At 62.1% G+C, this 22,426-nt stretch carries 20 protein-coding genes and 1 pseudogene; 5 read left to right on the top strand and 16 right to left on the bottom strand.

The genetic code is table 11. From position 1 onward, the window contains the following. The first annotated feature begins 472 nt into the window (after positions 1-472). Together ACQCSX_RS22690 and ACQCSX_RS22685 are read left to right on the top strand one after the other, a co-directional pair. Positions 473-1,165, top strand: coding sequence for a hypothetical protein (locus ACQCSX_RS22690; protein ID WP_427019457.1), 693 nt, complete (start codon positions 473-475; stop codon positions 1,163-1,165). After that, positions 1,165-2,328 carry an ImmA/IrrE family metallo-endopeptidase gene (locus ACQCSX_RS22685; protein WP_427019456.1) on the top strand — a complete coding sequence of 388 codons (1,164 nt, stop codon included), beginning with the start codon at positions 1,165-1,167 and terminating at the stop codon, positions 2,326-2,328. Before ACQCSX_RS22690 ends, ACQCSX_RS22685 begins: the two co-directional genes overlap by 1 nt. 88 nt (positions 2,329-2,416) lie before the next feature. Here ACQCSX_RS22685 and ACQCSX_RS22680 read toward each other — a convergent pair whose 3' ends face one another. Genes ACQCSX_RS22680 through mobC form a run of 3 tightly spaced genes read right to left on the bottom strand, consistent with a single transcriptional unit; the run spans position 2,417 to position 5,186 of the window. Then, complete coding sequence (locus tag ACQCSX_RS22680) at positions 2,417-3,175, bottom strand: hypothetical protein (RefSeq protein ID WP_427019455.1); 759 nt, start codon at positions 3,173-3,175, stop codon at positions 2,417-2,419. A 9-nt stretch (positions 3,176-3,184) separates the two neighbouring features. Next, positions 3,185-4,783, bottom strand: coding sequence for a relaxase/mobilization nuclease domain-containing protein (locus tag ACQCSX_RS22675; protein ID WP_427019454.1), 1,599 nt, complete (start codon positions 4,781-4,783; stop codon positions 3,185-3,187). A gap of 7 nt (positions 4,784-4,790) precedes the next feature. Then, complete coding sequence (mobC, locus tag ACQCSX_RS22670; RefSeq protein ID WP_427019453.1) at positions 4,791-5,186, bottom strand: plasmid mobilization relaxosome protein MobC; 396 nt, start codon at positions 5,184-5,186, stop codon at positions 4,791-4,793. A gap of 223 nt (positions 5,187-5,409) precedes the next feature. Here mobC and ACQCSX_RS22665 point away from each other — a divergent pair, with 223 nt between their 5' ends. Then, positions 5,410-5,709: a hypothetical protein gene (locus tag ACQCSX_RS22665; protein ID WP_427019452.1), complete on the top strand. Its 300-nt coding sequence runs from the start codon at positions 5,410-5,412 to the stop codon at positions 5,707-5,709. Positions 5,710-6,045: 336 nt separating this feature from the next. Here ACQCSX_RS22665 and ACQCSX_RS22660 read toward each other — a convergent pair whose 3' ends face one another. The 4 genes from ACQCSX_RS22660 to ACQCSX_RS22645 all read right to left on the bottom strand — a co-directional run bounded on the left by ACQCSX_RS22660 (position 6,046) and on the right by ACQCSX_RS22645 (position 12,608). Further along, on the bottom strand, positions 6,046-6,315 hold the full coding sequence (locus tag ACQCSX_RS22660; protein WP_427019451.1) for a helix-turn-helix domain-containing protein: 270 nt from the start codon (positions 6,313-6,315) through the stop codon (positions 6,046-6,048). A 141-nt stretch (positions 6,316-6,456) separates the two neighbouring features. Further along, positions 6,457-11,352 carry a helicase gene (locus ACQCSX_RS22655; protein ID WP_427019450.1) on the bottom strand — a complete coding sequence of 1,632 codons (4,896 nt, stop codon included), beginning with the start codon at positions 11,350-11,352 and terminating at the stop codon, positions 6,457-6,459. A gap of 209 nt (positions 11,353-11,561) precedes the next feature. Then, the gene (locus ACQCSX_RS22650; RefSeq protein WP_427019449.1) at positions 11,562-11,840 is read right to left on the bottom strand and encodes a hypothetical protein; all 279 of its coding nucleotides are present in this window, start codon (positions 11,838-11,840) and stop codon (positions 11,562-11,564) included. Positions 11,841-12,023: 183 nt separating this feature from the next. Then, positions 12,024-12,608 (bottom strand): recombinase family protein, encoded by a 585-nt coding sequence (locus ACQCSX_RS22645; protein ID WP_427019448.1) that lies wholly within the window; start codon positions 12,606-12,608, stop codon positions 12,024-12,026. An 853-nt stretch (positions 12,609-13,461) separates the two neighbouring features. Here ACQCSX_RS22645 and ACQCSX_RS22640 point away from each other — a divergent pair. Then, the gene (locus ACQCSX_RS22640; RefSeq protein WP_427019447.1) at positions 13,462-13,800 is read left to right on the top strand and encodes a hypothetical protein; all 339 of its coding nucleotides are present in this window, start codon (positions 13,462-13,464) and stop codon (positions 13,798-13,800) included. A 1,278-nt stretch (positions 13,801-15,078) separates the two neighbouring features. On the opposite strand, the gene ACQCSX_RS22635 is transcribed toward ACQCSX_RS22640, so the two are convergent. The 5 genes from ACQCSX_RS22635 to ACQCSX_RS22615 all read right to left on the bottom strand — a co-directional run bounded on the left by ACQCSX_RS22635 (position 15,079) and on the right by ACQCSX_RS22615 (position 18,128). After that, positions 15,079-16,032 (bottom strand): hypothetical protein, encoded by a 954-nt coding sequence (locus tag ACQCSX_RS22635; protein WP_427019446.1) that lies wholly within the window; start codon positions 16,030-16,032, stop codon positions 15,079-15,081. Next, positions 16,029-16,733 (bottom strand): cytochrome b N-terminal domain-containing protein, encoded by a 705-nt coding sequence (locus ACQCSX_RS22630; RefSeq protein ID WP_427019445.1) that lies wholly within the window; start codon positions 16,731-16,733, stop codon positions 16,029-16,031. Before ACQCSX_RS22630 ends, ACQCSX_RS22635 begins: the two co-directional genes overlap by 4 nt. Continuing rightward, positions 16,730-16,897 carry a hypothetical protein gene (locus tag ACQCSX_RS22625; protein ID WP_427019444.1) on the bottom strand — a complete coding sequence of 56 codons (168 nt, stop codon included), beginning with the start codon at positions 16,895-16,897 and terminating at the stop codon, positions 16,730-16,732. The genes ACQCSX_RS22630 and ACQCSX_RS22625 overlap by 4 nt, the downstream gene beginning before the upstream one ends. A 551-nt stretch (positions 16,898-17,448) precedes the next feature. Beyond that, positions 17,449-17,682 carry a hypothetical protein gene (locus tag ACQCSX_RS22620; protein WP_427019197.1) on the bottom strand — a complete coding sequence of 78 codons (234 nt, stop codon included), beginning with the start codon at positions 17,680-17,682 and terminating at the stop codon, positions 17,449-17,451. 155 nt (positions 17,683-17,837) lie between these two features. Continuing rightward, complete coding sequence (locus ACQCSX_RS22615) at positions 17,838-18,128, bottom strand: DUF4190 domain-containing protein (RefSeq protein WP_427019198.1); 291 nt, start codon at positions 18,126-18,128, stop codon at positions 17,838-17,840. A gap of 179 nt (positions 18,129-18,307) precedes the next feature. On the opposite strand from ACQCSX_RS22615, the gene ACQCSX_RS22610 reads away from it, so the two are divergent. Continuing rightward, complete coding sequence (locus tag ACQCSX_RS22610; protein ID WP_427019443.1) at positions 18,308-18,622, top strand: PASTA domain-containing protein; 315 nt, start codon at positions 18,308-18,310, stop codon at positions 18,620-18,622. A gap of 132 nt (positions 18,623-18,754) precedes the next feature. On the opposite strand, the gene ACQCSX_RS22605 is transcribed toward ACQCSX_RS22610, so the two are convergent. The 4 genes and pseudogenes from ACQCSX_RS22605 to ACQCSX_RS22590 form a co-directional block, all read right to left on the bottom strand. After that, positions 18,755-19,306, bottom strand: a complete 552-nt coding sequence (locus ACQCSX_RS22605) for an NUDIX hydrolase (RefSeq protein ID WP_427019199.1) — start codon at positions 19,304-19,306, stop codon at positions 18,755-18,757. Between the two features lie 174 nt (positions 19,307-19,480). Further along, on the bottom strand, positions 19,481-20,293 hold the full coding sequence (locus ACQCSX_RS22600; protein WP_427019200.1) for an AAA family ATPase: 813 nt from the start codon (positions 20,291-20,293) through the stop codon (positions 19,481-19,483). Next, positions 20,293-21,677: pseudogene (locus tag ACQCSX_RS22595) on the bottom strand (Mu transposase C-terminal domain-containing protein). Before ACQCSX_RS22595 ends, ACQCSX_RS22600 begins: the two are co-directional and overlap by 1 nt. Before the next feature lie 7 nt (positions 21,678-21,684). Beyond that, entirely contained in the window at positions 21,685-22,281 is a 597-nt protein-coding gene (locus ACQCSX_RS22590; RefSeq protein ID WP_427019442.1) for a recombinase family protein, read from the bottom strand. Positions 22,282-22,426: the final 145 nt, after the last annotated feature.

Raw genomic sequence — 22,426 nt, 5'->3', positions numbered from 1 at the left:
GGGTTTTCGGCCGCGCCGGTGCTGGTGTCGTTGGCGTCTGCGAATTGAACGCTCCACCGGGCTTTGTCCGTGGGCGTTCCCTGCGCCGGGTCAAACTGTGAAGGCTGGCTACTTGTGGCGCCTCTACAGCCCGGACTGACAGCAGGACGGAAAGAATCACTCCCCTGACAGCAGAGCGCATTCGTCCCCCAAATCACCGCGCGGTCCTCACGCCTTCTGGCGCATAACCCGCCGGGACCAGAGGAAGAATCCAGCAGGATGACCAAATGTCCTATTCATGCGCTAAAGTAAAGCTCAGATTGTTTCCTTGGTGCTTAAATGAATTGGGGCGTTGACGGGTATGGAAGATTTGAAAGTCAGCCAGTGGGCTCAGACAGCGTTTGGTGACGCAGCGGAAGAGTTGGCTACTCTCGTCCCTGGCGCCTTACGAGCCGCTCACGCTACAGCTCTGACTGCCCACGTATCGGCGGAGATGACCTCGAATGACACTTATGGCCACACCCTAAAAGTCAAGCAGTATGAGTTGCTCGTCGAGCACGTTCGCGACGTACCTGGCGTGACGACACGGCGGCCACAAGGAATGCGGTTTGAGCTGGCCGTGGTTCCGGAAACGAACGTCGCCATCCTCCCGCTTCGGTATACGACAGACCCCAAAGAAAGACGTGAGGACAGCCGGCTCCCGTCACCGGTTTCAGATCTGCGCAAATCCCTGCTGGGTCTTAATTCCTCGGCCGCGCCTCGCCAGCTCACCATCGAGCATGCCTTTGAAGACGATGCAACGCTGACCGGCAGCCTCGATGAGCTGGAAGAAATCGACAAGCAGCTCAGGAAGTTCGGCCGCATCGTCGTGGTGGGATATGCCAGCAACCCAACCGTTGGCGTGTGGGGAATCGGCTGGGGGGACCTTGAACTGGACGACGAAACCACAGGCAAAGTTCACTGGACGCACTGGGAATCCCTGGTCGAGAGCCCGGCTCTCTACCCCATGCGGGATATTCCGCTGCGCGCTGTGGCGGCCACTCGCAGCGCCGCTGATTCCAACCGGTTCGACAGCGGCGAGGACGAGGACGACTTCGGCCTGACGCCGCGGTCCCCCGGACTTGTAGCTCCTATCAGCGAATCAGAACGGAAACCGCAGTCAGCGGGAAATGAGGCAGAACAATAATGTCGCGTCTCAGCGTGATAGGCCACGGCGAGTCGGCCGGCACTCAAAGTGCTGTCGAAATCGCGGCGGCCTTTGATCCAGGACGACTGGTCCAGGCACGGCGCCTGGCCGGCTTGACCAAGAGTGCGGTTGCCAAGCAAATTGGTGTCTCCGCCGTGGCTCTGGGTCATTGGGAAGCAGGGACCAACCTGCCGCGTCCAGACCACGTACAGAAGCTGTGTGAAGCCCTAGACGTTCCGATTCCGTTTTTTGCTGCCGGACGTCCCTACGCACGCCTCAGCGAATCCGACGCCCATTTTCGCAGCCTCCGTCGAACCCCCGCTCATCAGCGAGCGAAAGCGATCGCATTCACTGAGCAAGTCTGGGAGTTGACCTACGCGCTGGAAAAGCGCGTGCAACTGCCACCAGTTCGTTTACCCGGATTTAGCGCTGGTGAAGTCACTCCCCTGGTTCAAGCCGCTGAACCTGCGCGTGCTGCACAAATGCTTCGGGCCGAGTGGGACCTGGGATTAGGCAAGATTCCGCGCATGGTGAGGGTCATGGAACAACACGGCGTGGTCGTGACCCTTTCGCCTTTCGCTGGCTCCGCAACACCAACGGTAGATGCCTTTTCCACGTCCCGCTTGCCACGGCCGGTCGTAGTGCTGACACCCGACAGAGCCCAGGACGTCAACAGGCACAGGTTCACTGCGGCTCACGAGTTGGGCCACCTAATCATGCACCCTGACGCGGCCCCAGGAGATCCGCAGATTGAGAAGGAGGCTGACCAGTTCGCGGCTGAACTCTTGACGCCCGCAGAATCAATTACTCCCCTGCTACCGAACCGATTAGACCTTCATGCCCTGGATCGGCTCAGCAAGGAGTGGGGAGTCTCGATTGAGTCTCTTATATATCGCTGCCATGAGCTAGGGACAGTCTCAGAGGCAGCCTATAGACGAGCTTTCCAAAGGTTGAATCAGCTGAGAAAAGTCAGTCTATTCAACCTCGAGTCAGTTGATGGCTACCCCGGTGAGATACCGGCACTGCTCCAAAAAGCATTCGAAGTTGCAGAGTCAAACGGACTATCGCTGACCGCTCTCGCCCAAGAGCTTTCGTGCAAGCCCGCCCGGGTGCGCATGTTGCTGGGTCAAAGCGACCGTCGGCCGCAACTGCGGTTGGTTTGACACGGTCTTCTTAGGTTTTCAAAGACGGCCACCTGAAGAAATGAGCGGGCGCCCACGACGCGCCCCCTGATTTTCCTGTCTTCGACCCTCAGCGCTCTAGTCCCCCGCGCTCCAGCGCTTGGCCCTTGCCGCTCTGCTTGGCCATCTTCGTTGTCTTGGACAGCGAGGGTCTTTGCACCACGGCCGCCGTCGCCGGCGCGCCTTGATGTTTGTCCGCCAGAAGACGGGAATTGACCGCCTCGCGGTCTCCGTTACCTTCGAGGCTTTCGGCAAGCTGCTCACGTCGCTCAGGGGAATCGTAGGCAGGTTCTGCCTGCGCTTTCCCAGCGGCCCTGTCCTTTCGGTTGGCGCCGCCAACGGCTGCGCCGGCCACTACCTCATCGGTGCGCGCGGCCGATGCTTTGGTCCGTTCACTTTCGGCTTCGGAGCGGGCCTGCTGTGCCCGGGTGAGGGCTTCGGAAACGGATGCTTCGTCGGCGCCGGTGTTGTTCACGTCGATGCCGTAACGGCTCTGGAGCTGTTCGCTGATATTCCCGGCTGCCTGGACGGCTTCGGGGTCGTAGGCCTTCCATGCCGTGGCTGTCTCGTGAACCCGTTCGATCATTTCGGGGGTGGCTTTGTCCCACCAGTCCTCGCGGCCGACCGGCGCCAGCTGGGCCCGGGCGGCAGCGCGCTGGGCGTCGAAGCGTTCCTGCAGCTCCCGCGCCCGTTGTTCCTCTGCTGCGACGATGGTGCGCTGTTCCTGTTCGCGCATTTTGGCAAGCTGCTCGCCGATGCGGCTGGCAACCATCAGCCCGGTACGCATCGCCCCGTCCACTGCATCTTCGATTCCGTCTGCTTCGCTCATGCTCTTCCCCTATCGCTCGATGCCTGGATTGTTCTGCCGGTGGGTCTCTTCGGTCCGTGACTGCGCTCCCTGCAGCTGCGCTGCATCCGGTCGGGTCAGAACGGGAGGCAGCGGTGATCCGCCTTGTGAACGTTCGACCAGGAGCCTTGATTTAAGGGCTTCCTCGGACGCTTCCGGGTGCTGTTGGCGCAGCGACTCCATCGACATCGGCTGTGCCTTGAGTGTCTGTGCGGTGGCGCTGGCTTCGACAACCTTGCTGGCCGCCCGGACAGCTGTCGCAAGTCCCCGGACGCGGCGCAGATCGTCGGTGGCCTTGTGCATGTCGTGGATGGCCCGGGCCGTCTGGGCGAGCTGCCGGAACATGAGGGCGTAGGCGGCGCGGTCACTCTTGGACGTCGCCGCCAGGAGGATCATGGTCGCCCCCCGTGCCGATGGCAAGGACACTGCCGGGCGTGCCGGGTATCGGCGCAGCTGAGCGGACTTGGCGAGTTCTCTGGCGGCGTCTGCCAGCGGTCCCGGCGTCGGTTCGATCCGCTTGGACCATGCACCGAACGCCGCCGATGTCTCGCGGGCTGCCTGCGCCCAGGCAGCATGATCATCGTGCGGGGTGGTGGCCAGTTTCTCCCGGAGGGAACTGACCTCATTGGCGTACTTGCTCCAGAGCTCAGCCGAGGGCTGCAGCGCCTCCCGGCCGGGGCTTACCGGCCGGCGGTTGCGCGCCGCAGCGTTCCATTCCGAGACAGCGGAAGCCGCTGACTCCGGGGTGCTCTCCCACTCAGCCCGAAGCTTGGGCAACGCCAGGTCACGTCCCAAAGAGTTGCCGCCGAACCACACGGCGCGCTCTCCCTTGCGGGGGCGTTCAGCCACGGAGTAGCCGGTCACGACGTCGGTACGGCCGGCCGCGTAGCGGGGGCGCACGAGCATGCCCTCCTGGCGTGCCCGGCGGACAAACTCTGCCTCATCTGTCGATGCTCCGGCGCAGACGCGCACCTTGCGGGCGAGGCTGTGGCGCTCGACTTCCGGCAGTCCCTGGCGGATGGCTTTGGACTGTTCAGCCGGGGTGAATCCGCGCTCGGCACGCAGGGTCCCGACAGCGTTCAGTCCGTACTTCTTCTCCAGTGTCCTGGCCGCCTGCTGGGACTTGTACTTGCTTTTCCAGCCGTTCCATTTGGTGCCGTCGTCCCGGACCATGCTGGCCACGATGTGGATGTGGTCGTTGCCGTTCTTGCTCAGTCCGTGACGGACGGCGACCCACCGGGCGGGGGCTTTTCCGCCGTCCTCGGTGAAGTCCATTTCCTTCATGAAGTCGTTTGCGATGGCGGCCCATCGCTCGTCGCTGAGCTGGCCTTCTTCTGCGGCCAAACTCAGCGAGCAGTGGAAGACGTGTCCGCCGTCTACTTCGGTTTCGAAAAACTGCTTGGCCCGGTCGAGTGCGTTGGCGATATCCAGGGCAGCATCGCGGTTCAGCTCGTTGTCGTCGTGCCAGGCCATGAGCGCCGAATCGCCCGCAACGAGGTGCGGTTCTTCGTGCTCGTTTGCCCGCCCCGGGCCCGCGAGGTAGATCATCAGACCCGCCATGCGGTCGCCCTGGGTAATGTTCGGAATCACGGAGAAACTACCGTCCGGCCATGTCGGCGAGCTGCCGGTCGATCCGGATGATGACCGCCCGTGCGTGGGCGATGGAGGCGGCAGCTTCTGCCGGCACTTCCCCGGTCGCATTCGCGTGGCGTGCGATCTGGTTGATGTTGTTTGCCACGGTCCCGACGAGGCGCTGCAGCGTAGAGAGCTGCATGAACTGATCCCGCCGCTCCGACGGATTCCCTGTGCCCTCGCTGAGAGCCGCCTCGATCAAAAGCCGCGGGATAGTCACGCGATGCTTCGCCGCCAGGGCGAGGAGCTGGGCTTCTTCTTCCGGGCTGACCTTGACCTCGTGACGGTGCATCCGGCCGCCGTCGACGTTGGCCCGGCGGCGGCGGGACTTCCAACCGGCGAAGCCGTTGCCTTCAGTCACTTGTCCCGCCCTTCGAATTTGCCAGCGCAGCGACCCCGGAAACCCAGGGACCACACTGACAAGTGTGCCGCATCCGAGACAACAAGTCGAGGATCGAGCCAGCTTAGCCGTGCTAAGTTACCAGCTTGCTCCGGACGGTCTTCTTTGAGGGTTTTTCGCCTTTCGCGCTTGATCACCGAAAACCTGCTTTGGGGGTGTCGGTCGTGCCCGATAGGGTTTGGGTATGGATATCAACGACATTGCCGCTAAAGCCGCCGCGAAGATCGACGCCGCCAGGGACACCAAAGTGAACGCCGTCAAGAGGGCCGCCGCCAGCGGAGTTGAGGTTCAGGAGGCCGCCCAGCTGCTTGCCGCAGCTGAGCAGAAGTATGCCAAGGACTATCAGGCAGCGTTGCGCGCAGACTGGACCGAATCGGACCTGCGGGGCTTCGGTCTGGACGCTCCGGCCAAGAAGGCCGGCGGGCGTCCGCGTGGCCGGAAAACCACGCAGGAGTCCGTTCCGGTTGCCGACGGACCTGAGTAGTAGCCCCTCGCCCCCATGGGCACGGCAAAAGCCCAATCGCTCCGCTGCTTTTCCCGCACACATGGGGACGACGGGACCCAGCTGATCGGCTGCACACAACCGCCAGGGAACCTCTGCCTCGCACCTCACCAGCGAGACCGGCGGCCATGCACAGCCTGGAAACTGGCCGGTCACCAACGGCAACGTTTCCCATGGTCCAAGACATGCCGCTTCCGACGTCGGCAGAGCGCTGTGGCTGGCTCTTTTCAGCCATAGACCAGATGCGGCTCCGGTGGGCAGATACGGTGAAGGCCGGCACCTTTTCGAGGTGCCGGCCTTCGTCGTAACCGTGTTCTTTTAGTCTTCCGCGGTGACGTCGTCATCCTTGATCTGACCGGCCGCGATGCGCTCTGCGGTCTTCGCGAACGCGGCCTCGATGTACGCCGCGAGGTCACTTTCCCGGACCCTCCACACACCCCGTCCACCGAACTGCCCGGCGGGGAGCTCACCGCTGCGAACGAGCGAATAGACCAGTGCACTTTTGACGTTCAGGACCTCCTGAACTTGTTCCAGGGTCAGCATCCTGGGGAACACCGGTACCGTCGTCGACGCAGGTTCCTCGGTCACGTCCTCTGTCCGTTTCGGCATTCTCAGTCCACCTCGTTCCGGTGTTGCAGTTCGTCCCTGGCGCGATGTCCGCGGCAGAGGGATCCGGCCGCCGTGGAGCTTCCGGAGTCATTCCAGCCCAGCTCTTGACGGACGGATGATCTATCGTTCCAACCCTCCGCTTCTCTCGTGGTGTGGATGTCTGGTTGAAGGCGCCTGGGTTGACGCCGGCGATGGCCGGCTGGGGCTGGGGCCTGTAGGGAAGCTGGCGTCGTGAAACTTTCTAAAGCTTGCCAGTGCAGGATCGACGACATCCGCAACGTCAGGCGCGTCGGCGGAGTTCTGCTTCGGTGGCTCAATGGAGGCCCTGAGCTTCCCGTCCAGTTCCGCGCACTTCGCGCGGGCGGTGACAAGTTTGGCCTCGTACTTGAAGGGTTTCCCGGCCTGGCTCTCGACGTCGGCAAGCACCGCCTGTTTGTCCGTGATGGTTTGGCGCAGCTGGGCTTCGTAATCGGGAAGCCCCGCTACTTTGTTTTCCAGCCGGGTGATGATCCCGGCACTTCCTTCCAACAGCTCCAGTCGGGTAAAGACAAGCGGTGGTGCCGGCACGTCTTTGAGGGTGACAGCGAGGTCCTGGTAAGAGCCGAGCCGGGAGTCGTCGGCCGCGTTTCGGACCTGCAGCTCGTGGCCGCCGAGGGTGGCCATCGTGCCGTGGTCCTGTTTTTGGCGGTAGTAATTTCCGTACTCCGGTGTGTGGGTACGGACCCATTCAGATATAGCCGTGACGGCCTCCGGACGTTTGGTGTAGCTCTTGCCGTCGATGGTCGCGGTGAAGGCATCCCCGGCCGTCGGGGTGATGCGCGGGAGAGCGGCCTGCAATGCGGGCAGCTTGCTTTCGGCTTTGGTGATGCTGGTTTCGGCGGCGGCCCGTGTCCAGGAGAGGGTGCTCTGTCCTTTCTCGTGGGCTCGTTTGAGCCGTTCGAGTTTGGTCCGGGCGGCGTCGGCCTCGATCTTCTCCATCACCAGCGGGTTGCCGCTGGTCGCTGCCTTGATCTGTGCGGCGTTGAGGGCAAGGTCTCCAACGTCCTCGATCTCGCGGATATCGAGTCGTCCGCGAAGGACCTGCTGGATCATGGTGGCCTTGCGCTGGATCCCATCCCAGGCGGCACTGTCGTAGCTGCCGACGGTGGCGTACTGGAAGTTGTGGACCTCCGCGTTGGCGTTCCGTTGACGGATGATGCGCCCGTCGCGCTGGGTCAGGTCAGCTGGCCGCCAGGGACACGTGACGTGGTGGATCGCTTTGGCGCGGAGCTGGACGTTGGCGCCGGTCCCCATCATGGCGGTGGAGCCGATCAGCACAGCTACTTCGCCGGTGCGGCATTGGGCGAAGAGCTGGGCTTTCTGCTCGGGCTTGGGCGCGTCCTGGATGAACCGGATCTGCTCTGCCTGGATGCCGCCGGCAACGAGCTGGTCCTTGATCTGCTGGTAGGCGGTCCAGACCGGTTTGCCGCCGGGACCGGTGTTCTTGGATGGTGTGCTGAGGTCGCAGAAGATGATCTGCAGCGCACCCTTGTTCGCCGAAGGGATCCCGGATTCGAAGCTGGTTTCGTACTCGTTCTCCCGGTTCTCCTCCCAGACTTTCAGGGTCTTGGCGACCACGTGGTCCAGCTTCGTCCCGGATTCGGGTTCGATGCCGACCATGCGCAGGTCCAGGGCGGCTTTGCGGCCGTCGTTGTAGACACTCAGGGCGTTGTCCGCGCCTTTCTCAGCCCAGCCGGAGAGGGAATCCAACCGGTCCGCGAGGCCCTTCATGTATTCGGCCAGTTCGGGCGGTTGCGGGATCAGCACCAGTTCCGGCTGCCGTTCCCCGTCTCCGGGCCGGCGGGCGAGGTCCGGCTTTTCGAGGTAGGTCAGGTCTTCGGAGAGCTTCACGTCGGCGAAGACGTGGAAGGACCGCAGCATCTCGGGGACGTTCTTGAATTTCGCGAAGCGCGGCTTGTTCTTCAGCCGGCCTCCGGCGTCCATCTCGATGGCGGTGACGGTTTCCCCGAATGTCGCTCCCCAGACGTCGAAGTTCTCCACGCCCGAAGCCTGGAGCAGGTCCGGGCGCAGGTAGCGCTGCATGACGTGGGCTTCGGTGATGGAGTTGGCAATCGGTGTGCCGGTCGCCATCGTAACGACGCGTTCCCCGTGGGTGCTGCGCAGGTATTCCAGCTTCAGGTGCATGTCGGTGGCCCGGATGGAGCCCGCGATTTCTGCGCCCTTGATGTTGGTGACCGTGCGCAGGTTTTTGTAGTCGTGGGCTTCGTCCACGAACAGGTAGTCCACCCCGGTGTCCTCGAATGTCAGTCCAAGGTCCGGCGCGGTGTCCATGAGCTTCTTCATGCGTTCTTCTTCGGCCTGGAGCTTTGTTTCAAGCTTCTTCACCGTGGTCCGATCTTCGCCTTCGGCCTGGGCGTTGACGATGGTCTGCCGGACGTCGGCGATGATCGACTCCTGGTAGGCCTCAATGGTTTCGGCTTTCACTCCGATGCTCTTGAAGGCCTGCTGGGTCATGATGATGCCGTCCCAGTCGTTCGCCGCGGCGCGGGCGACGAACTGCCGGCGCGCGGCCAGGTCTCCGCTGTTGGTCTTGATGTCATCGGACCCGGCTGAGAGCAGGCGGGCCTGCGGGTACAGTTCCAGCCACTCGCGGGTGAACTGCTCCAGCATGTGGTTCGGGACGACAACCATGGGCTTGGAGGCCATGCCCAGGCGTTTGAGTTCCATCGCTCCAATCACCATTTCGGCGGTCTTGCCGGCCCCGACTTCGTGGAAGAGGCCCACGGCCGGTTCGGAGATGATGCGCGCCACGGCGGTGCGCTGGTGCGGGTGCGGGGTGAAGGTTTTAGCCAGCCCCGGAAGGGTCAGGCGGCCGCCTTCCTTGGTGTAGTCGCGCAGGGCCAGGGAGTTGAAGCGGCGGTTATATTCGTCAATGAGCCGGCTGGCACGCTCGGGGTCTTCCCAGACCCACTCGGCGAAACGTTCCTGCAGGGCCTCGGCCTTTTCCTGGGCTGCTTCGGTTTCTTCGAGGTTGGCGACGGGTTTGCCGTCCTCGTTCTTGTCCTCGACCTGAATGCTCTTTTGTTCCAGGATGCTTTGCAGCAGGTCCGGGGCGGGCCTGCGGCCCGTTCCCCACTCGTTCGTGGAACGGACCGTTCCCCGGTTGGCTTTGACCCGCCAGATGCCGCTGCCGACGCTGGTCACGCTGGCGTTGGGATCGGCCAGGATGTCCTGGACGAAGCGTTGGTGTTCCTCGGGGGAGATCCAGACCGCACCGATGCGCGCCTCGACGTCTTCCATGCCGACCCGCGGCGGCTGGACTTCCTCCAGCGCGGTGACGTTCACGCTCAAGCGCTCGTCCCCGGCCGCCGCAGCGCGGGCAGCTTCGAGCTTGGTCCGGACGTTCCCGGACAGGTATTCCGGGGCGGTGACGAGCTTGCCGGTTTCCGGGTCATCGAACACGAGCGTGCCCAGCTGCTCGCGGGCTTCCTCTTCCGTGACGCCCAGCAGGTCCGCGATCTGTTCCAGCTCCGGGGCACCGTAGGTGTCCAGGGCGATGGCCAGGGCTTCGTCAACGGTGTCCGCGCCCATGAGCGGTTTGCGGGCCACCACCTGCCGGTGCTGAAGCAAAGCCGCCGGTGTCGCGGTATTCGTCTCCTCGTTGAACCTCTCCAGGGCCGGCGGCAGAGTACCGAAGGGGTCCGTCTGGCGCAGGATCCGCACGGCAGGTGCTACACGGCGGGTGATGATGTCCTCGCCCGTTTCCTTGTCCGTGCGGACAGATTCCGTGAAACGGTTCAGCGGCCCATATTTAGCGGCATATGACGTGTACTGCTCAGCCAGGGCCGTTCGGTGAGCCGACATCGCCGGGGTGTCTTCGCTGTCGGAAGCTTCCATTTCCAACAGGGCGCGTGCACCGTCGCGCAGCCCCAGCAGGTCACGAAGTTCGACTGCATGCGCTTTGGGTACCGGGAACGATATCTGTTCCCCTGCACGGGCAACGGTGAAGGTTCCGTCTTGTTGGGCGGTGATGGTGCCGTCCCATTCCTGTCCGGTGGACGGCAGCAGTGCCGCCGGGGTTTTGCCCGGGGCCGGTTCGGCCGGGGCGTGGTTCAGGCCGCGGTCCAGTGCTTCCTGCACCACGGCGTCGAGCCGCCGGGCGAGCAGCTGCGGGACGGCGGCGAGATCGTCGGCTTTGACGCTGACGGTGTCCTCGCCGTACATGCCGTTCCCGACGGTGATCTGCCCCAGGACATTCTGCGGGTTCAGGTCAAAGTAGCTGTTGATCTTCACATTGCGGCCGTCAATGATGACGGGGCCGACCTTTTCCCAGTCCGTGTTGGCGGGCTCCCGGCCCGGCTCGCGCTTGCGCAGCAGCAGCAGGTCAGTGAGTGCTTCGGTGCCCGCGGCACGGCGGTGGGCTCCGGTGGGCAGGCGCACGGCTCCCACCAGATCCGCCATGGCACTCATCTCCCGCCTCGAAGTGGGGTTGGTTGCGTCCAGGGTGAAGCTGGAGGTCAGCACGGCGACGTAGCCACCGGGTTTCACCGCGGCCAGGCTCTTGAGGATGAAGTGGTTGTGCATGGAATGCCGGGATTCGGCATTGTGGGTCTTGTCGTAGAGCGCGTTCTTGCTGAACGGGACGTTGCCGACGGCAAGGTCAAAGGAGTTGGTCCTGATCGGGGTGTCCGCGAAGGACTCGCCGCGGATCGTCGCGTCGGGGTACAGGCCCCGGGAAATTGAGGCGGTCAGCGGATCAAGCTCCACGCCGGTCATCCGGGCGCCTTCCGGGGCGAAACCAATAAACGTTCCCGCACCCGATCCGGGTTCCAGCACCTCTCCCCTGGTGAAGCCGAGCCGGTCAACGGCTGACCAGATTTCCTTCACCAGGGCAGCGTCGGTGTAATAGGCGTTCGTCGTGGTCCGCGACGCTGCAGCGAACTCGCGCTCGCTCAGGACGTCCTGCAGCTGGGCGCGCTCGGCCGCCCATTCGGCCTTGTCGAACAGCTGGGGCACCGCTCCCCAGCTGGACCACCGCGCCAGGGAACGCTGCTCTGCCTCGGTGGCCGGCCTCTGCTGGTCCTCCAGCTCCCGGACGATGCGGATAGCTTCGACGTTTGCTGCGAAGCGGGCTTTCTGACCCGATGGCGCAAGGTCAGCCTGGGATGCTGGGCGGAACCGTCCAACCGCGGCAACCGCTGCCGGCTCCGGCTGGGGTTCTGCCTCTAGCTCTCCTCGTCCTCCTGGGCCCCGTAGAGCGGCTCCATCTCCTCCGGCTCCGCGGGAAGGCTGTCGTAGATCATCTCCTGATACACCATCCCGCGTGCCCGGAGCTTGGCCATGTTCGCCAGCCCGATGTACTCCAGCGGCGGTTCCGAGCCCCTGGTTGGTGTCAGCTGTTCGCTGAGGTCCCAGATTGCCTGCTGGATTTCCTCCCCCAAGGTCGAAAAGTGTGTCTCGGGGTCCGCTATCTGCGCGAAGCTCTCCGGGTCGTGATTCTTCATGGTTTCCATGGCGTGTCTGCCGTGCTCGTTCGTTGATTACCTCTTTCCGGTTCGGCCCACAGGGACTCCAGACTCATCTGGCCCTCAATGTGGTTCTTAGATTTCCTCGGTGCCATGTGCGCCGCTCCCCCTCCGTTTGTCTCCACGCTAGCGAAGGCACCGGGAGGATTAACAGCCGCACCCTTACTCTTGCGGTACCTGCAGACTCTTCCGCTGCCGTGCAAGCTCGCGCACGACGGTGGCCTCACTGACCTCGATGGTCTTGGCAATGTCGCGGATCGTCCGCTTCTCACCACGCATCCGGTGCGCGGTAGCTGCCTTATCCGGCGTCATCTTGGTAGGCCGGCCACCGACGCGGCCGCGGGCCTTCGCCGCCGCAAGACCGGCCTTCGTCCGTTCACGCAGCCGGTTCCGCTCATACTCGGCGATAGCGGAGAAAAAGTGGAACATCAGCAACCCCTGGGAGTTGGTCGTGTCCAGCCAGGTCTCCGTCAGCGACCGGAGACCAACCTGCCTGTCAGCCAGCGTCTTCACGATGCCGGCAAGGTCGGCGGTGTTCCTCCCGAGCCGGGACAAATCGTTGACCACCAAAATGTTCCCCCGCTGGAGATGATCCAGACAGTCCTGCCACTGCGGCCGTTCCGCCGTCGCACCCGACGCAAAATCCGTCCAAATCCGGAAGCACCCGGCAGCGTTCAAAGCATCCAACTGCAGGTCCACCGACTGCTCAGTAGTGCTTACTCGGGCATAGCCAAGCAACGTAGCCACATCAGTCCCCCTCATTCATTCAAAAACCGTCGTCCGCGGAGTTTCGACCAACACCGTCCCCGTAGATTTCGCAGTCGAGTTCTGACACAGCCTAGCACCGTCGAAGCCGATTCTTAGAGGTGTCAGTTTCAGAACTCGTGTGCACCGTCAGAAGTCCTCTGCACCCGGGCCGTCCTTCCGCAAGACTCCTCACTTCCGTCACGACATCATCATTGACCCCAACAACGGGCTGCCCATCGGGGAACGTCAAGTTCTTACCGACCTCCGGGACCATGCCGCAGGAACAGCGAGGGACATGGACAACGGTAGAGACCTCTGCCTCATACACCGCCCCGTAGGCTGCGTGACGCTAGCGGCTGGCCTACCGAGGAACAGCGCGACTGAGGCCCACCTGCGAAGCGCTGAGAGCTAAGTCTCACGGATCCAATCCGGAGGCTCTTGGAGCGGCTGATTGGACGACGCCCGGATGTTGCGTGCGATCTCTTGCAGCTCGTTTATCAGGGCCATGGTCTGAAATTCCACCCACGGCCGCGGATCAGGACTGATGAGGCAGTCTATATAGAGCACCAGGCACGCGCAGGGGGAGGGTTCCTTGCATTCGACACAAGAGTCCATAAACCCTCCAAAGCTAGCGTTTCATCACTAACCAATATTACAGGCGACGTCTCAGTATTTCAATGTATTGCTCATGCAATATAAGGACTGTAGTATTGACTCATAGACATCACGACCGGTCTCACTCTTTGGTGCGCGTTGCGAGCGAAGGAGTGATGCCACAACAGGAGAAGCACATGCGCCGCAACACACCTCTCGGTTCCAGTACAGCGGCGGCATAGGGAAGGAGATGGACCCCATGGCTGAAGCAAATAATGCAGTGGCCGACCTTTCGCAGGATGGACCGCCGGGCGGTGCCCCTGAGAAAACGAAAGAGCGTCGGGAGCCACTTCCTGGGCGCGAAATGGATGACGCGCAAGAACTTGTCATGGCCTCCTTTCGCATAACCAAGGCTCAGGCGAGGGCCCTTGAGATCGTCTCCGATCTGACGCGGAAAACCAAAGCGGAGGTAGTGCGCGAAGCGCTTGATGACAAAATCACCCAACTGACATCCGTGGAATCCGTCCAGGCCATGGCCGACGCCTACAGGGAGCGTCTCTTCGAGCAGACAAGCCTCCTGCAACAGCGGCTGCACTGATTACCAGCGCAACACCAAACTAAATTACGCCAGCGATAGCGCTGGGCGCAGTTCAAGCCAAGGACTCGCGCTCAGCGCCATCACTTTTTAAAGCAATGGGACTCCGATGTCTTGCCTGTATTGCTCGTCATGACCTAAGCTAGTAGTGGATCCCTTGGGAACCAGGTCGCGACTCGAAAAAAGTAAGGCCTAGCCGCTAGAACGACTAGGCCTTGCTGTTCCCGATAAATACTCAAACACCCACAGAACCAGGAACTGCAATGATGCTACTCCGTACGCTCCGCAAACTGGAGCACAAAGGGCTCTATCAACTTTCGAAGATGATCGTTGCACTCCTAATGTGCACGATCCTGTTGGTCTCCAGCGTAACTCCCGCTTCCGCCACGCCCGCCCCAGCGGGCACCGCCGTAGCCTCCTCCGTAATCGCTACCGCTCAACCCAAAGCCATCGGCGGTGCTGTCCCCATGTTGAGCACACGTCCTGGAGGGGGATTCGGTCAGTACGATGTCTTGCTGGATCGCTACGATACTGAAAAGGCTGCTAAATCCCCGTGGGCTGGATCAGTACTCTGCTGGAACGCGGGGCTGGCCTGGAACCCCGCCATCTACAGCAGCTGCCTAGCGCTAATCACAGTTTGCGCGGCTCGCGCATACGTTACTGGCCAGCGCGCTGGTATGACCGTGACCATCTGGAACTACGGATGGTGCTGGAAGTACTGACCGTCGGCCGCGGTTTCAAAAGGTCCCGTCCCGAACCATCCGGACGGGACCTTTTTTGTGTCCGCTATTCCGAGACGGGAGCGTCTGGGAGGTCGCCCCGGCCCCACTGGAGCAGCACTAGTTCGTCACCCACCGAACCTGGGCCTAAGACACGCGTATCAGGATGCAGCCGGCTGCATCCCCGCGCGGGCGTGAGGCGGATCTCTAGAGCCCTCACAAACGAAGGATTTCGAGAGGGTGCCGAATCGAGAATCAGGCCCGGGTCGAATTCCCCGAAATCTGTGACTTTCAGCGATAAGTGGCGGTCTTTTCGCGGCGCTATTTGTCGCCTTGCAGTCCGCAAGCCCATCCCTTGCGGGCGTTTGCTGCTTAGGTCGTTAGGACCATCGTTCGGACCATCAGGAGCTCCCGCACGTCATCTTCAATCTTTACCGAACCGGCGGCGACAAAGCCTTTCTTCCGGTGTTTGGCAGCCTGGTTCGAGGGTGGTGTGGCTGGCGTTGCGGACTTTTCCTGCCGGTGGAGGAGTCGTCCGTCTGTGCTTCCCTTTACTGGCGGTTTATCGTCGCCGGTAGTAGTCCTTCCAGATCAGCCGGTGTATTGGTATGCGGCGGGGCAGTGACCTCAGTCCTGGGATGAAGGGGACGAGGGTCAGCAGGAGGGTGAGAAAGACCATGATGGAGACGACGAGTATGTCTGCGTTGGGTGAGGATTTGATCGGCTCCACCTGATACAGAAGGGAGAACAGCCAGAGCCAGGATTGGCCTGGATAGTTACCGGTTTCGTTCATCATGCCCCACTGGTCACCGGTGAGGTGAGCGGTGTCGGCTAGGCCGGGGAAATAGGTTCCGTCACCGAGGAACAAGATGGCGGGAGTGTAATCGGTGCTGTAGAAGGAGCCGTTTGCCTGGAGCACGCCGTCGAGGGCTCCTTGTTGGGCCATGGTGAGCAGGGCCCCCGTGAGCGCGGGGACGGGCCCGTAGTCGCCGCTGGCAATTTTGGCGGGGTCGTTATCCGGAGCTTTCGAAAGGGCATCGGTGTACGCCGCGGTCCAGTCCGTGTGTTGCTGGTCGGTTCCGGCCGCCCACTCGGGGACCGCTGTCGGGGGTGTGGGTAGTGACTTCAAAGGGGTGATGACGAAATCGTTTGCGGTATCGATAGGAATGCGGACCCCGGAGAAGGTTTGCAGATCTATCGGACCAAGTCTTTGGGATGAGTCCTGCGTGGGGTTATACGGGGGTCCGTAATTGGCAGTATCGCTGGTGCCGCCCAGTTCCGCCGTCGCGGTCGCGACGAAATCCGCCGGCGCCGCTGTCGCCCACGATTTGAGGGTGACACTGGGATCATCCGGGGAGCTAAGGACAGCCGAGAGCCCCAGCACGAGCAGCCCGACGACAACGAGGCCGACGGTAAGTTCCTTGAACAGGTCGTATTCGCGCGCCCTGCCCCGCCAGGGCCGGCCGGCAATATCGTCCCGCTTCCGCCAAGACATCGGGTCAGGTTTGTTGCTCATGGGTGTTTCCCCTCCACCGCGGAGGTTTCCGGAAGATCCTGCTGGAGTTGCGCGTCGGTTGCGGCTGCGCCCAGCGGCGGTACCACGCCGTGCATCCGAACCAGGACGACGTGCAGGGCGACGACGCCTGCCACCGCCAGGGGAAGAAGGGTGATGTGCCACATCAGGATCTGACCCAGGTTGGCGACATTGAACCAGGCCCCCACCCCCACTGCATTCAGGGCGTCCTTCGCCTGGAAGGCAATCCACTGCGAGTCGAAGTTGGTTTGGAGAAGGTAGCCGGTGAACGCCGTGACGATGGAAACAACGAACGCTATCATTCCGGTGATCCAGGTCAGTACGCGCCCGCCCCGCCAGGCCGCCATCCAGTACTTACCCCACAGGTGGATCACCATGAACATGAAGAACAGCTCAACGCTCCACAAATGGGTGCTGTTGATGAAGTGACCAAACCCTGAAACGTGATACCAGGCTGGGCCGTTCAGGGCCAGAACGCAACCGGAGACAATAATGTAGACCAAGGCTGCGATCGCGCCCATGCCGAAGACGTAGATCCAGGACGCGACGTAGCTGGGCTGATCCTCCGGTAGCAGTTTGTCCGGCGGAAGGCGGTGGAGTATCCAGCCGCGGGCTTTACCCGTCCAGGTCGAGAAGCGTGGCTCCGCTTCAACCCCCGTACCGGAATCGCCGTCGGCGGTCATTTCCGGTCTTTTCCGCGGGGAAAGGGAAGGAACAACGCTGCCGCGAACAGAACAATCATCAGGACGATGACGATCAGGTTACCGAATTGAATGAGGAAACTTCCCCACCCAACATAAATTCCCGGAACCGATATTCCGGCATCCGCCAAAAACAACCCACTCATCGTGGCCTCCTGCCCCAAAAGGGCATATCGGGATTCCTAAGGAACCGCCTTAGTAGCCCACAGTACAGCCGTGCACCAGCCTTGGGCCCCTTACGCTGTCCACCTTTTAGGAGAACCCGGCTGTTACGCCCACGGACGGGAGATCATGGCCTTGTTAGGGAACTCTGGCGGTAACCGGTTGTGGCTTCTTTTGTCAGGAGTTCGGCACCGAGACGGAGAACAGAGTGCTCATGCCCTTCCACTCCGCAGCACAACAGAGGCAGCTCGCTAGCCGCTCTTTCTCGGGATGCGAGGCAAAGGTGAGTGCTGCAGGTCCGACCGTTGGTGAAACATCGCCAACTACTGTCTTGGAATACAACAGTTTTTCGAGATACGGAGGTCGTGTCGTGGAGGATCGAAGGAATCGACGTCGTGCGGGGCCTCCCCGTGTCTTGGAAAGATGGCTCACCGTGGATCTGTCGTTTTCGAACTCGACCGCACTGAGAGTTCGAAGTCCTCTGCACCCCCACCCTGCCCGGAAGGGAACCCGCAGCGGGACGCGGCAGAAGATTTCACCCGCGAGTCGGCTCCTCGTCGTTGGCGACAGCCTCGATCCAATCCACAGCCTCGTCGGAAAGCTGGGGACCGTCTGCTGATTCGCCAGCCCACCACTCCGAATCGGTCGTGCCGCCCGTAACCGCCATGATGCCGGCGATTACATTCGGCGGCAGCGGCTCGCCGTTGTGCTCAATGAGCCAGTCGCGTGTTTCCGCATCGACCAGAGGCCACCACTCGAGGATGTTCATCAACGCAGTATTGCACCGACGAAATCGTGCGTACAGATTCCGCCGTAGGACGAACTCCGGCGGAGGCACCGGTTAACGAGCACAGCTTCCCCCGTTAGCGACGCCCCAGAGGTGTCCCGTTGGGGATCCTCTACCGGGCGCTAGGCGCGCCGAGTCTAGGCGGCCGTCTGCTGGAGTGCAGCTGGGATATACGACAGGGTGTTGAACAGTGCCCAAGTTGCAAGTCCATAGCCGAGAACGAGGGCAACTATCGCCAGAGTGCGACCCTTTTCATTTTTCAGCTTGATCTGATTCAACGAGACATGTCCGGCTCCCACAGCAAAAACGGCAAGAACCCCGACGCCGAAGAACCAAATACCCGAAGCGGCGATGGCTGCCAGCACCACGGCTGCAATAGCTAGCTTGTTAATTCGGCCGGTGGCCAGCGGTGCCTTAGCGGTTGACATACTCACAGTTTCCCCATTTCGTAAGCGTCAATTTAGTCTAACTGCAGTACTGGGAGGGCCAACCGCACGCCCGATTGAGAACCCTCTACCCGGCGCCGCACCGGTCAACGGCAGTATTCTGGTGGGCAAAAGGTTCGGGTTCACCGGTCTTGCTGTTCAGGCTCAAAGGAGATGCCGAGATGGTTGAACGTCAGATGCTGACTGTTCCCAATCTTGTTGGGCAGCCTGTGCATATTGCACAAGAGATGGCGGCGAACATTGGGTTTGGTCTCGCAGCCGGGGACCCTGACGGGCCGGGGCTCCGTTCGCGTACGTGGCCGGGGGTGTTCTGGGTGACCTCCCAAGATCCGTACGCAGGGTCGGTCCTTGAGTCGGGGAGCCAAATTAGGATTACTTTCGTTCAGGACGGTCAAGCCCGAAGCGACGTGCCGGAGCAGACGGGCGGGCCGACCCCCTCATTGCAGAGTCATGCGGAGGCTGAGAAGGACGAGTGAGAGATGTCCGGTGAGGGATCCATTTCCGGACGCCACCAAACTCGTCGCGACGGAACCCGCGTTGCAGTTTCGCCCCCACCGGTTCTACCTGCAGCTCGGGTTTGTCGGCTCCCATAGAGCCACTGCCGTTCATTAGCCGATCCGTGTCCCAATCAGTGACATCGCCGTGCGCCGGACGCGTTCCAAGCGCGCGCAGAAGCCTGCCGGCACTTGAGTTGGCAATTCGTTGATCGGGAACCAGCGGACGTCCTCGCTTTCATCACTCACGGAGATCTCGACATCTGGGGTGATGGCCGCAGCGAACCCCACATCCCAATGAGCGGTACATGAGAATCCCGCATGCAGATCGTGCCGGTCAAGATCCACGATCGCGGGAGAAAGTAGGACAAGGTCGCCAATTCCGGACTCCTCGCGGGCCTCCCTCTGTGCGGCTTCCGCCACCGATGCGTCCTTCGACTCGAAGTGACCGCCGAACTGCACCCAGAACTGCCCCTTGCGATGGAAACACAGGAGAACACGATCGAATGCAGGCGAAAACACGAAGCAGGACCCCGTGACATGCTCCGGGCCGCCATCTCGACGCAACGCGGCGTTCCCCGCTAAGTTCAGGAACCGCAGATACTCGTCTCGCGGTCCTGATTCAGGAAGTGCCCTGAGGCTAGTGAGCAGATTGGCAAGAGGCATCCTGCCATCTTGCCGCACGCGGCAACGAACAACTCAATGCCACGACGAAGGGACAGGTTTCGGCTGTCGAGCCGCGCCCGTTAGCCGGTCCTCCAACGGCGCAAGCGGCACTCAAAATTTCCAGATTGTGGATTTGATGGCTCCGTGGCGTTGTTCTGTGATCGCTCGGTGTCGCTAATTGCCGATGACCAGGATGCTTGCTGCAGCTTCAACGACGTCGTCGGTGATGGTGTCGAGCTGGTTGATCTTCAGTACCCGGTTGATCTGGGGGAAGAGCCGTTCGAGGAGTCGAAAGTTGCCGCGCGTGATTCTTTCGATGGCGGCGATGGCTTGGGCGTCGGTGAAGTCCTCTGGGTCGAGGGTTTTACCAAGGCGTTTCCAGTGGCGGTCTAGGACGAACAGGATCTCTTCTCGCCCGAGGGCGCGGTAACGGTGTGAGAACCCGAGTCGGCTGTAGAGCTGTGGGTAGTGGCGGAATCGTTCGTCTATGCCGGGCATGCCGATAAGGATCATTGCCAGATGAGTGCGGTCGTGCTGGTCTCGGAGGAGTTCGAGGGCGGTAGGAGTGAGGCGTTCGGCTTCATCGACGATGAGGAGCTCAACGAGCCGAGTGACATCCTTGCGCCTGACCGTCTTCGCCTCAGGCATGAGGGAGCTAAGGTGTTCGTCGGCGCAGATCCCGACTTTGTACTGCCAATGCTCGATGTCGTGCATGAGTTCTTTGGGTCGGCAGAGGACTTCGGGTGTGTAGAAGACGGTGCGGGATCGGTTCGCGAGGGCGTAGTGCTTCGCGTCGTGATCTCCCCTCGGCCCCCACTCGTTGATGTAGGGCTCAAGGGCATCCCAGTTGGCGTAGCGGCGGGCGGAATTCGTTTTCCCAACGCCAGCCGCGCCGTGGCAGATCCCGATGGTCTTTTCCTTCCGGACGGCATTCGCGAACTCGGTGAAGCGTCGGTGTTCCTTGGTGACGATGAATGCTTGATTCATCACTCGTCCTCTTCGTAGGTGCGAAGCTTTGGCCGCCGCTTTGTCGGTTCCGGGGTGCGAGCTTCATCGCGGGTGACGACCATCGGAATCCGATCGTTGATGACTCGGCGCAGTTGCTTGCGTCGGGCACGGCGTGCCGTTTCGATGTCCCGAAGACTGAGGCGAAGGTTCGGGTGGGCCTCGTCGATAGCGGTGCAGACAAAGGCATCCCGGTCGTAGACGCGGATCTCGGAGATATCGCGAGGGTCGTACCGGATGGTGATGGTGTGCCCGACGAACGAAGCGAGAGTTGGAGAGAGATAGCGCTGGCCTTGGAAGTGAATGCCGTCACGTTGCACGACCCGGTTCTTGGGAACAGTCAGGAGCAGCCCGTCGAGTTCCTCAAGACTCTCCGGCATCCGGGGCAGCCAACCGTCAGCGACCCACGCGTCCCGCGGCGACATCCCCAACTCGCTGTGGGGCCGGTCGTTGTAGGTGGCGATAAAGTCGCGGACCGCTCGATCAAGGCCTGGCAGATCAAGCACAGGGGCGGGTGAGCGCGCACCGGGTCCGAGGTGCCCGGGGAGGATGCTGAGGAGTTCGGTGTTTACTGTGCCGAAGAACCGCTCGACCTTCCCGCGGCCCTGGGGCCGGCCAACGGTGGAGTGGATGATCCTGATGTGCAGGGCGATTGCGGTGCGCTCGAGGTGGTGGCTGATGAAGTCGGAGCCGTGGTCCACGTGCAGGATGTCGGGGATCCCGCACATCGCCCAGGCAGGGTCGGTCTTGCGCCAGATCGCCTGTCGCAACGCGAGGGCCGTGTTCAGGGCTGACGGGGCGCCGGTGAAGACCATGTACCCGCAGATGGAGCGGGAGTAGTCGTCCATGACGGTGGTCAGCCAGGGTCGGTCAGGTTTCCCGTTGGCACCGACGATGAGGATGTCGAGTTCGGTGTGGTCGGACTGCCACGTCTGGTTGGGTCGTTCGGCGCGGCGACGGAACACGAGCTCGTGTTTGTCCCGATACGACACCGGCCCTTCGAGGGCGAGAGTGACCAGGGCCGGATCGAGGGCGCGAACGATCTGCCGAATGGCCGCGTAGCTTGGCGTCGGGAGCTCGCGTTGCTGCGCGTCGGCGACGGCGAGGCGGTGCAATGTTGCAAGAGCTGGGCGCGGCCGGGTCAGTGCCAACCGCTCGATGAACGCCACCGTCCCGGGGCTGTTCGCCGGACACCTTTGTCGGCGCGGGGACGAGGATCAAGGGCGGCGTCGCCGCCCTTGCGGTAGAGCTGGTGCCACCGGTGCAACGTTCGGGCCGAAATACCGGTCTCCCTCGCCAGGACAGCGATCGGGATCTGGTCTTCGACATGCAGCCGAAGAACACGCCATCGCTCGATCGCGTCCACTGGACACCTACACTGTCGTGCTCTCGCGCGCCGCGAGGGCCTGCTGGTGGCGATACAACGTCGCGCGACTCCACCCTACGAGCTTCGCCGCGTCCTCCGCGGTCCGACCCTTGGCCCTGGCTTCGGAGACAAGCTTAAGCTTGTCGGCGACGACGACGGGATCTGACAAGGGACGGCCGAACCGGGTGCCGCCTTTTCGGGCGGCCGTAATTCCAGCGTTCACTCTTTCAGTGATCAGCTCGCGTTCGTATTCGGCAAGCGTGGCGAGCATGTTCAGCATCAGACGGCCCGACGTCGTCGATGGGTCGATGCCGTCCGAGATGCTCTTCACCTGCACTTCCCGCTCCCGAAGCAGCTTCACCGTGTTCAACACGTCGATAAGGGACCGCCCGAGCCGATCGACCCTCCACACGACGACGGTATCGCCAGGCTTGGCGTACTCGAGGAGCTTCTTCATCCCCGGGCGCGAAATCGCGGTCCGGCTGCCAGAAGTGACATCGGCGAAAATGTCGCGCTCTTGGACGCCTGCTTTGACGAGCGCATCGACCTGAAGCTGCGCGTCTTGGCTCTTGGTGCTGACCCGTGTGTACCCGAGATGTCTCACAAGCCTATTCTGCCTCAAAAACCGCTAGAAGAGACCGAGGAGAGACGAATTTCGGCAAGACATGTTTACGAGACAAAGTGAGTGCCGGAAAGTCGCCACTTTTGTTCGGCCGTTTTCGCGCCGTCCGAGTGCCTTGGAAAGCTTT

The organism is Pseudarthrobacter sp. P1, from assembly GCF_050156935.1.
In the GTDB taxonomy this organism is placed as follows: Bacteria; Actinomycetota; Actinomycetes; order Actinomycetales; family Micrococcaceae; genus Specibacter.
The sequence above is the reverse complement of the archived record's forward strand: the minus strand, read 5'-3'. Positions and strand labels throughout refer to the sequence as shown.

What these genes read in the sequence shown, in the direction of transcription:
- ACQCSX_RS22690 (WP_427019457.1), top strand. Translation starts at nt 473, where the DNA reads ATGACCTCGAATGACACTTATGGCCACACCCTAAAAGTCAAGCAGTAT.
- ACQCSX_RS22685 (WP_427019456.1), top strand. Translation starts at nt 1,165, where the DNA reads ATGTCGCGTCTCAGCGTGATAGGCCACGGCGAGTCGGCCGGCACTCAA.
- ACQCSX_RS22680 (WP_427019455.1), bottom strand. Translation starts at nt 3,175, where the DNA reads ATGAGCGAAGCAGACGGAATCGAAGATGCAGTGGACGGGGCGATGCGT.
- ACQCSX_RS22665 (WP_427019452.1), top strand. Translation starts at nt 5,410, where the DNA reads ATGGATATCAACGACATTGCCGCTAAAGCCGCCGCGAAGATCGACGCC.
- ACQCSX_RS22650 (WP_427019449.1), bottom strand. Translation starts at nt 11,840, where the DNA reads ATGAAGAATCACGACCCGGAGAGCTTCGCGCAGATAGCGGACCCCGAG.
- ACQCSX_RS22640 (WP_427019447.1), top strand. Translation starts at nt 13,462, where the DNA reads ATGGCTGAAGCAAATAATGCAGTGGCCGACCTTTCGCAGGATGGACCG.
- ACQCSX_RS22635 (WP_427019446.1), bottom strand. Translation starts at nt 16,032, where the DNA reads ATGAGCAACAAACCTGACCCGATGTCTTGGCGGAAGCGGGACGATATT.
- ACQCSX_RS22630 (WP_427019445.1), bottom strand. Translation starts at nt 16,733, where the DNA reads ATGACCGCCGACGGCGATTCCGGTACGGGGGTTGAAGCGGAGCCACGC.
- ACQCSX_RS22625 (WP_427019444.1), bottom strand. Translation starts at nt 16,897, where the DNA reads ATGAGTGGGTTGTTTTTGGCGGATGCCGGAATATCGGTTCCGGGAATT.
- ACQCSX_RS22620 (WP_427019197.1), bottom strand. Translation starts at nt 17,682, where the DNA reads ATGAACATCCTCGAGTGGTGGCCTCTGGTCGATGCGGAAACACGCGAC.
- ACQCSX_RS22615 (WP_427019198.1), bottom strand. Translation starts at nt 18,128, where the DNA reads ATGTCAACCGCTAAGGCACCGCTGGCCACCGGCCGAATTAACAAGCTA.
- ACQCSX_RS22610 (WP_427019443.1), top strand. Translation starts at nt 18,308, where the DNA reads ATGGTTGAACGTCAGATGCTGACTGTTCCCAATCTTGTTGGGCAGCCT.
- ACQCSX_RS22605 (WP_427019199.1), bottom strand. Translation starts at nt 19,306, where the DNA reads ATGCCTCTTGCCAATCTGCTCACTAGCCTCAGGGCACTTCCTGAATCA.
- ACQCSX_RS22600 (WP_427019200.1), bottom strand. Translation starts at nt 20,293, where the DNA reads ATGAATCAAGCATTCATCGTCACCAAGGAACACCGACGCTTCACCGAG.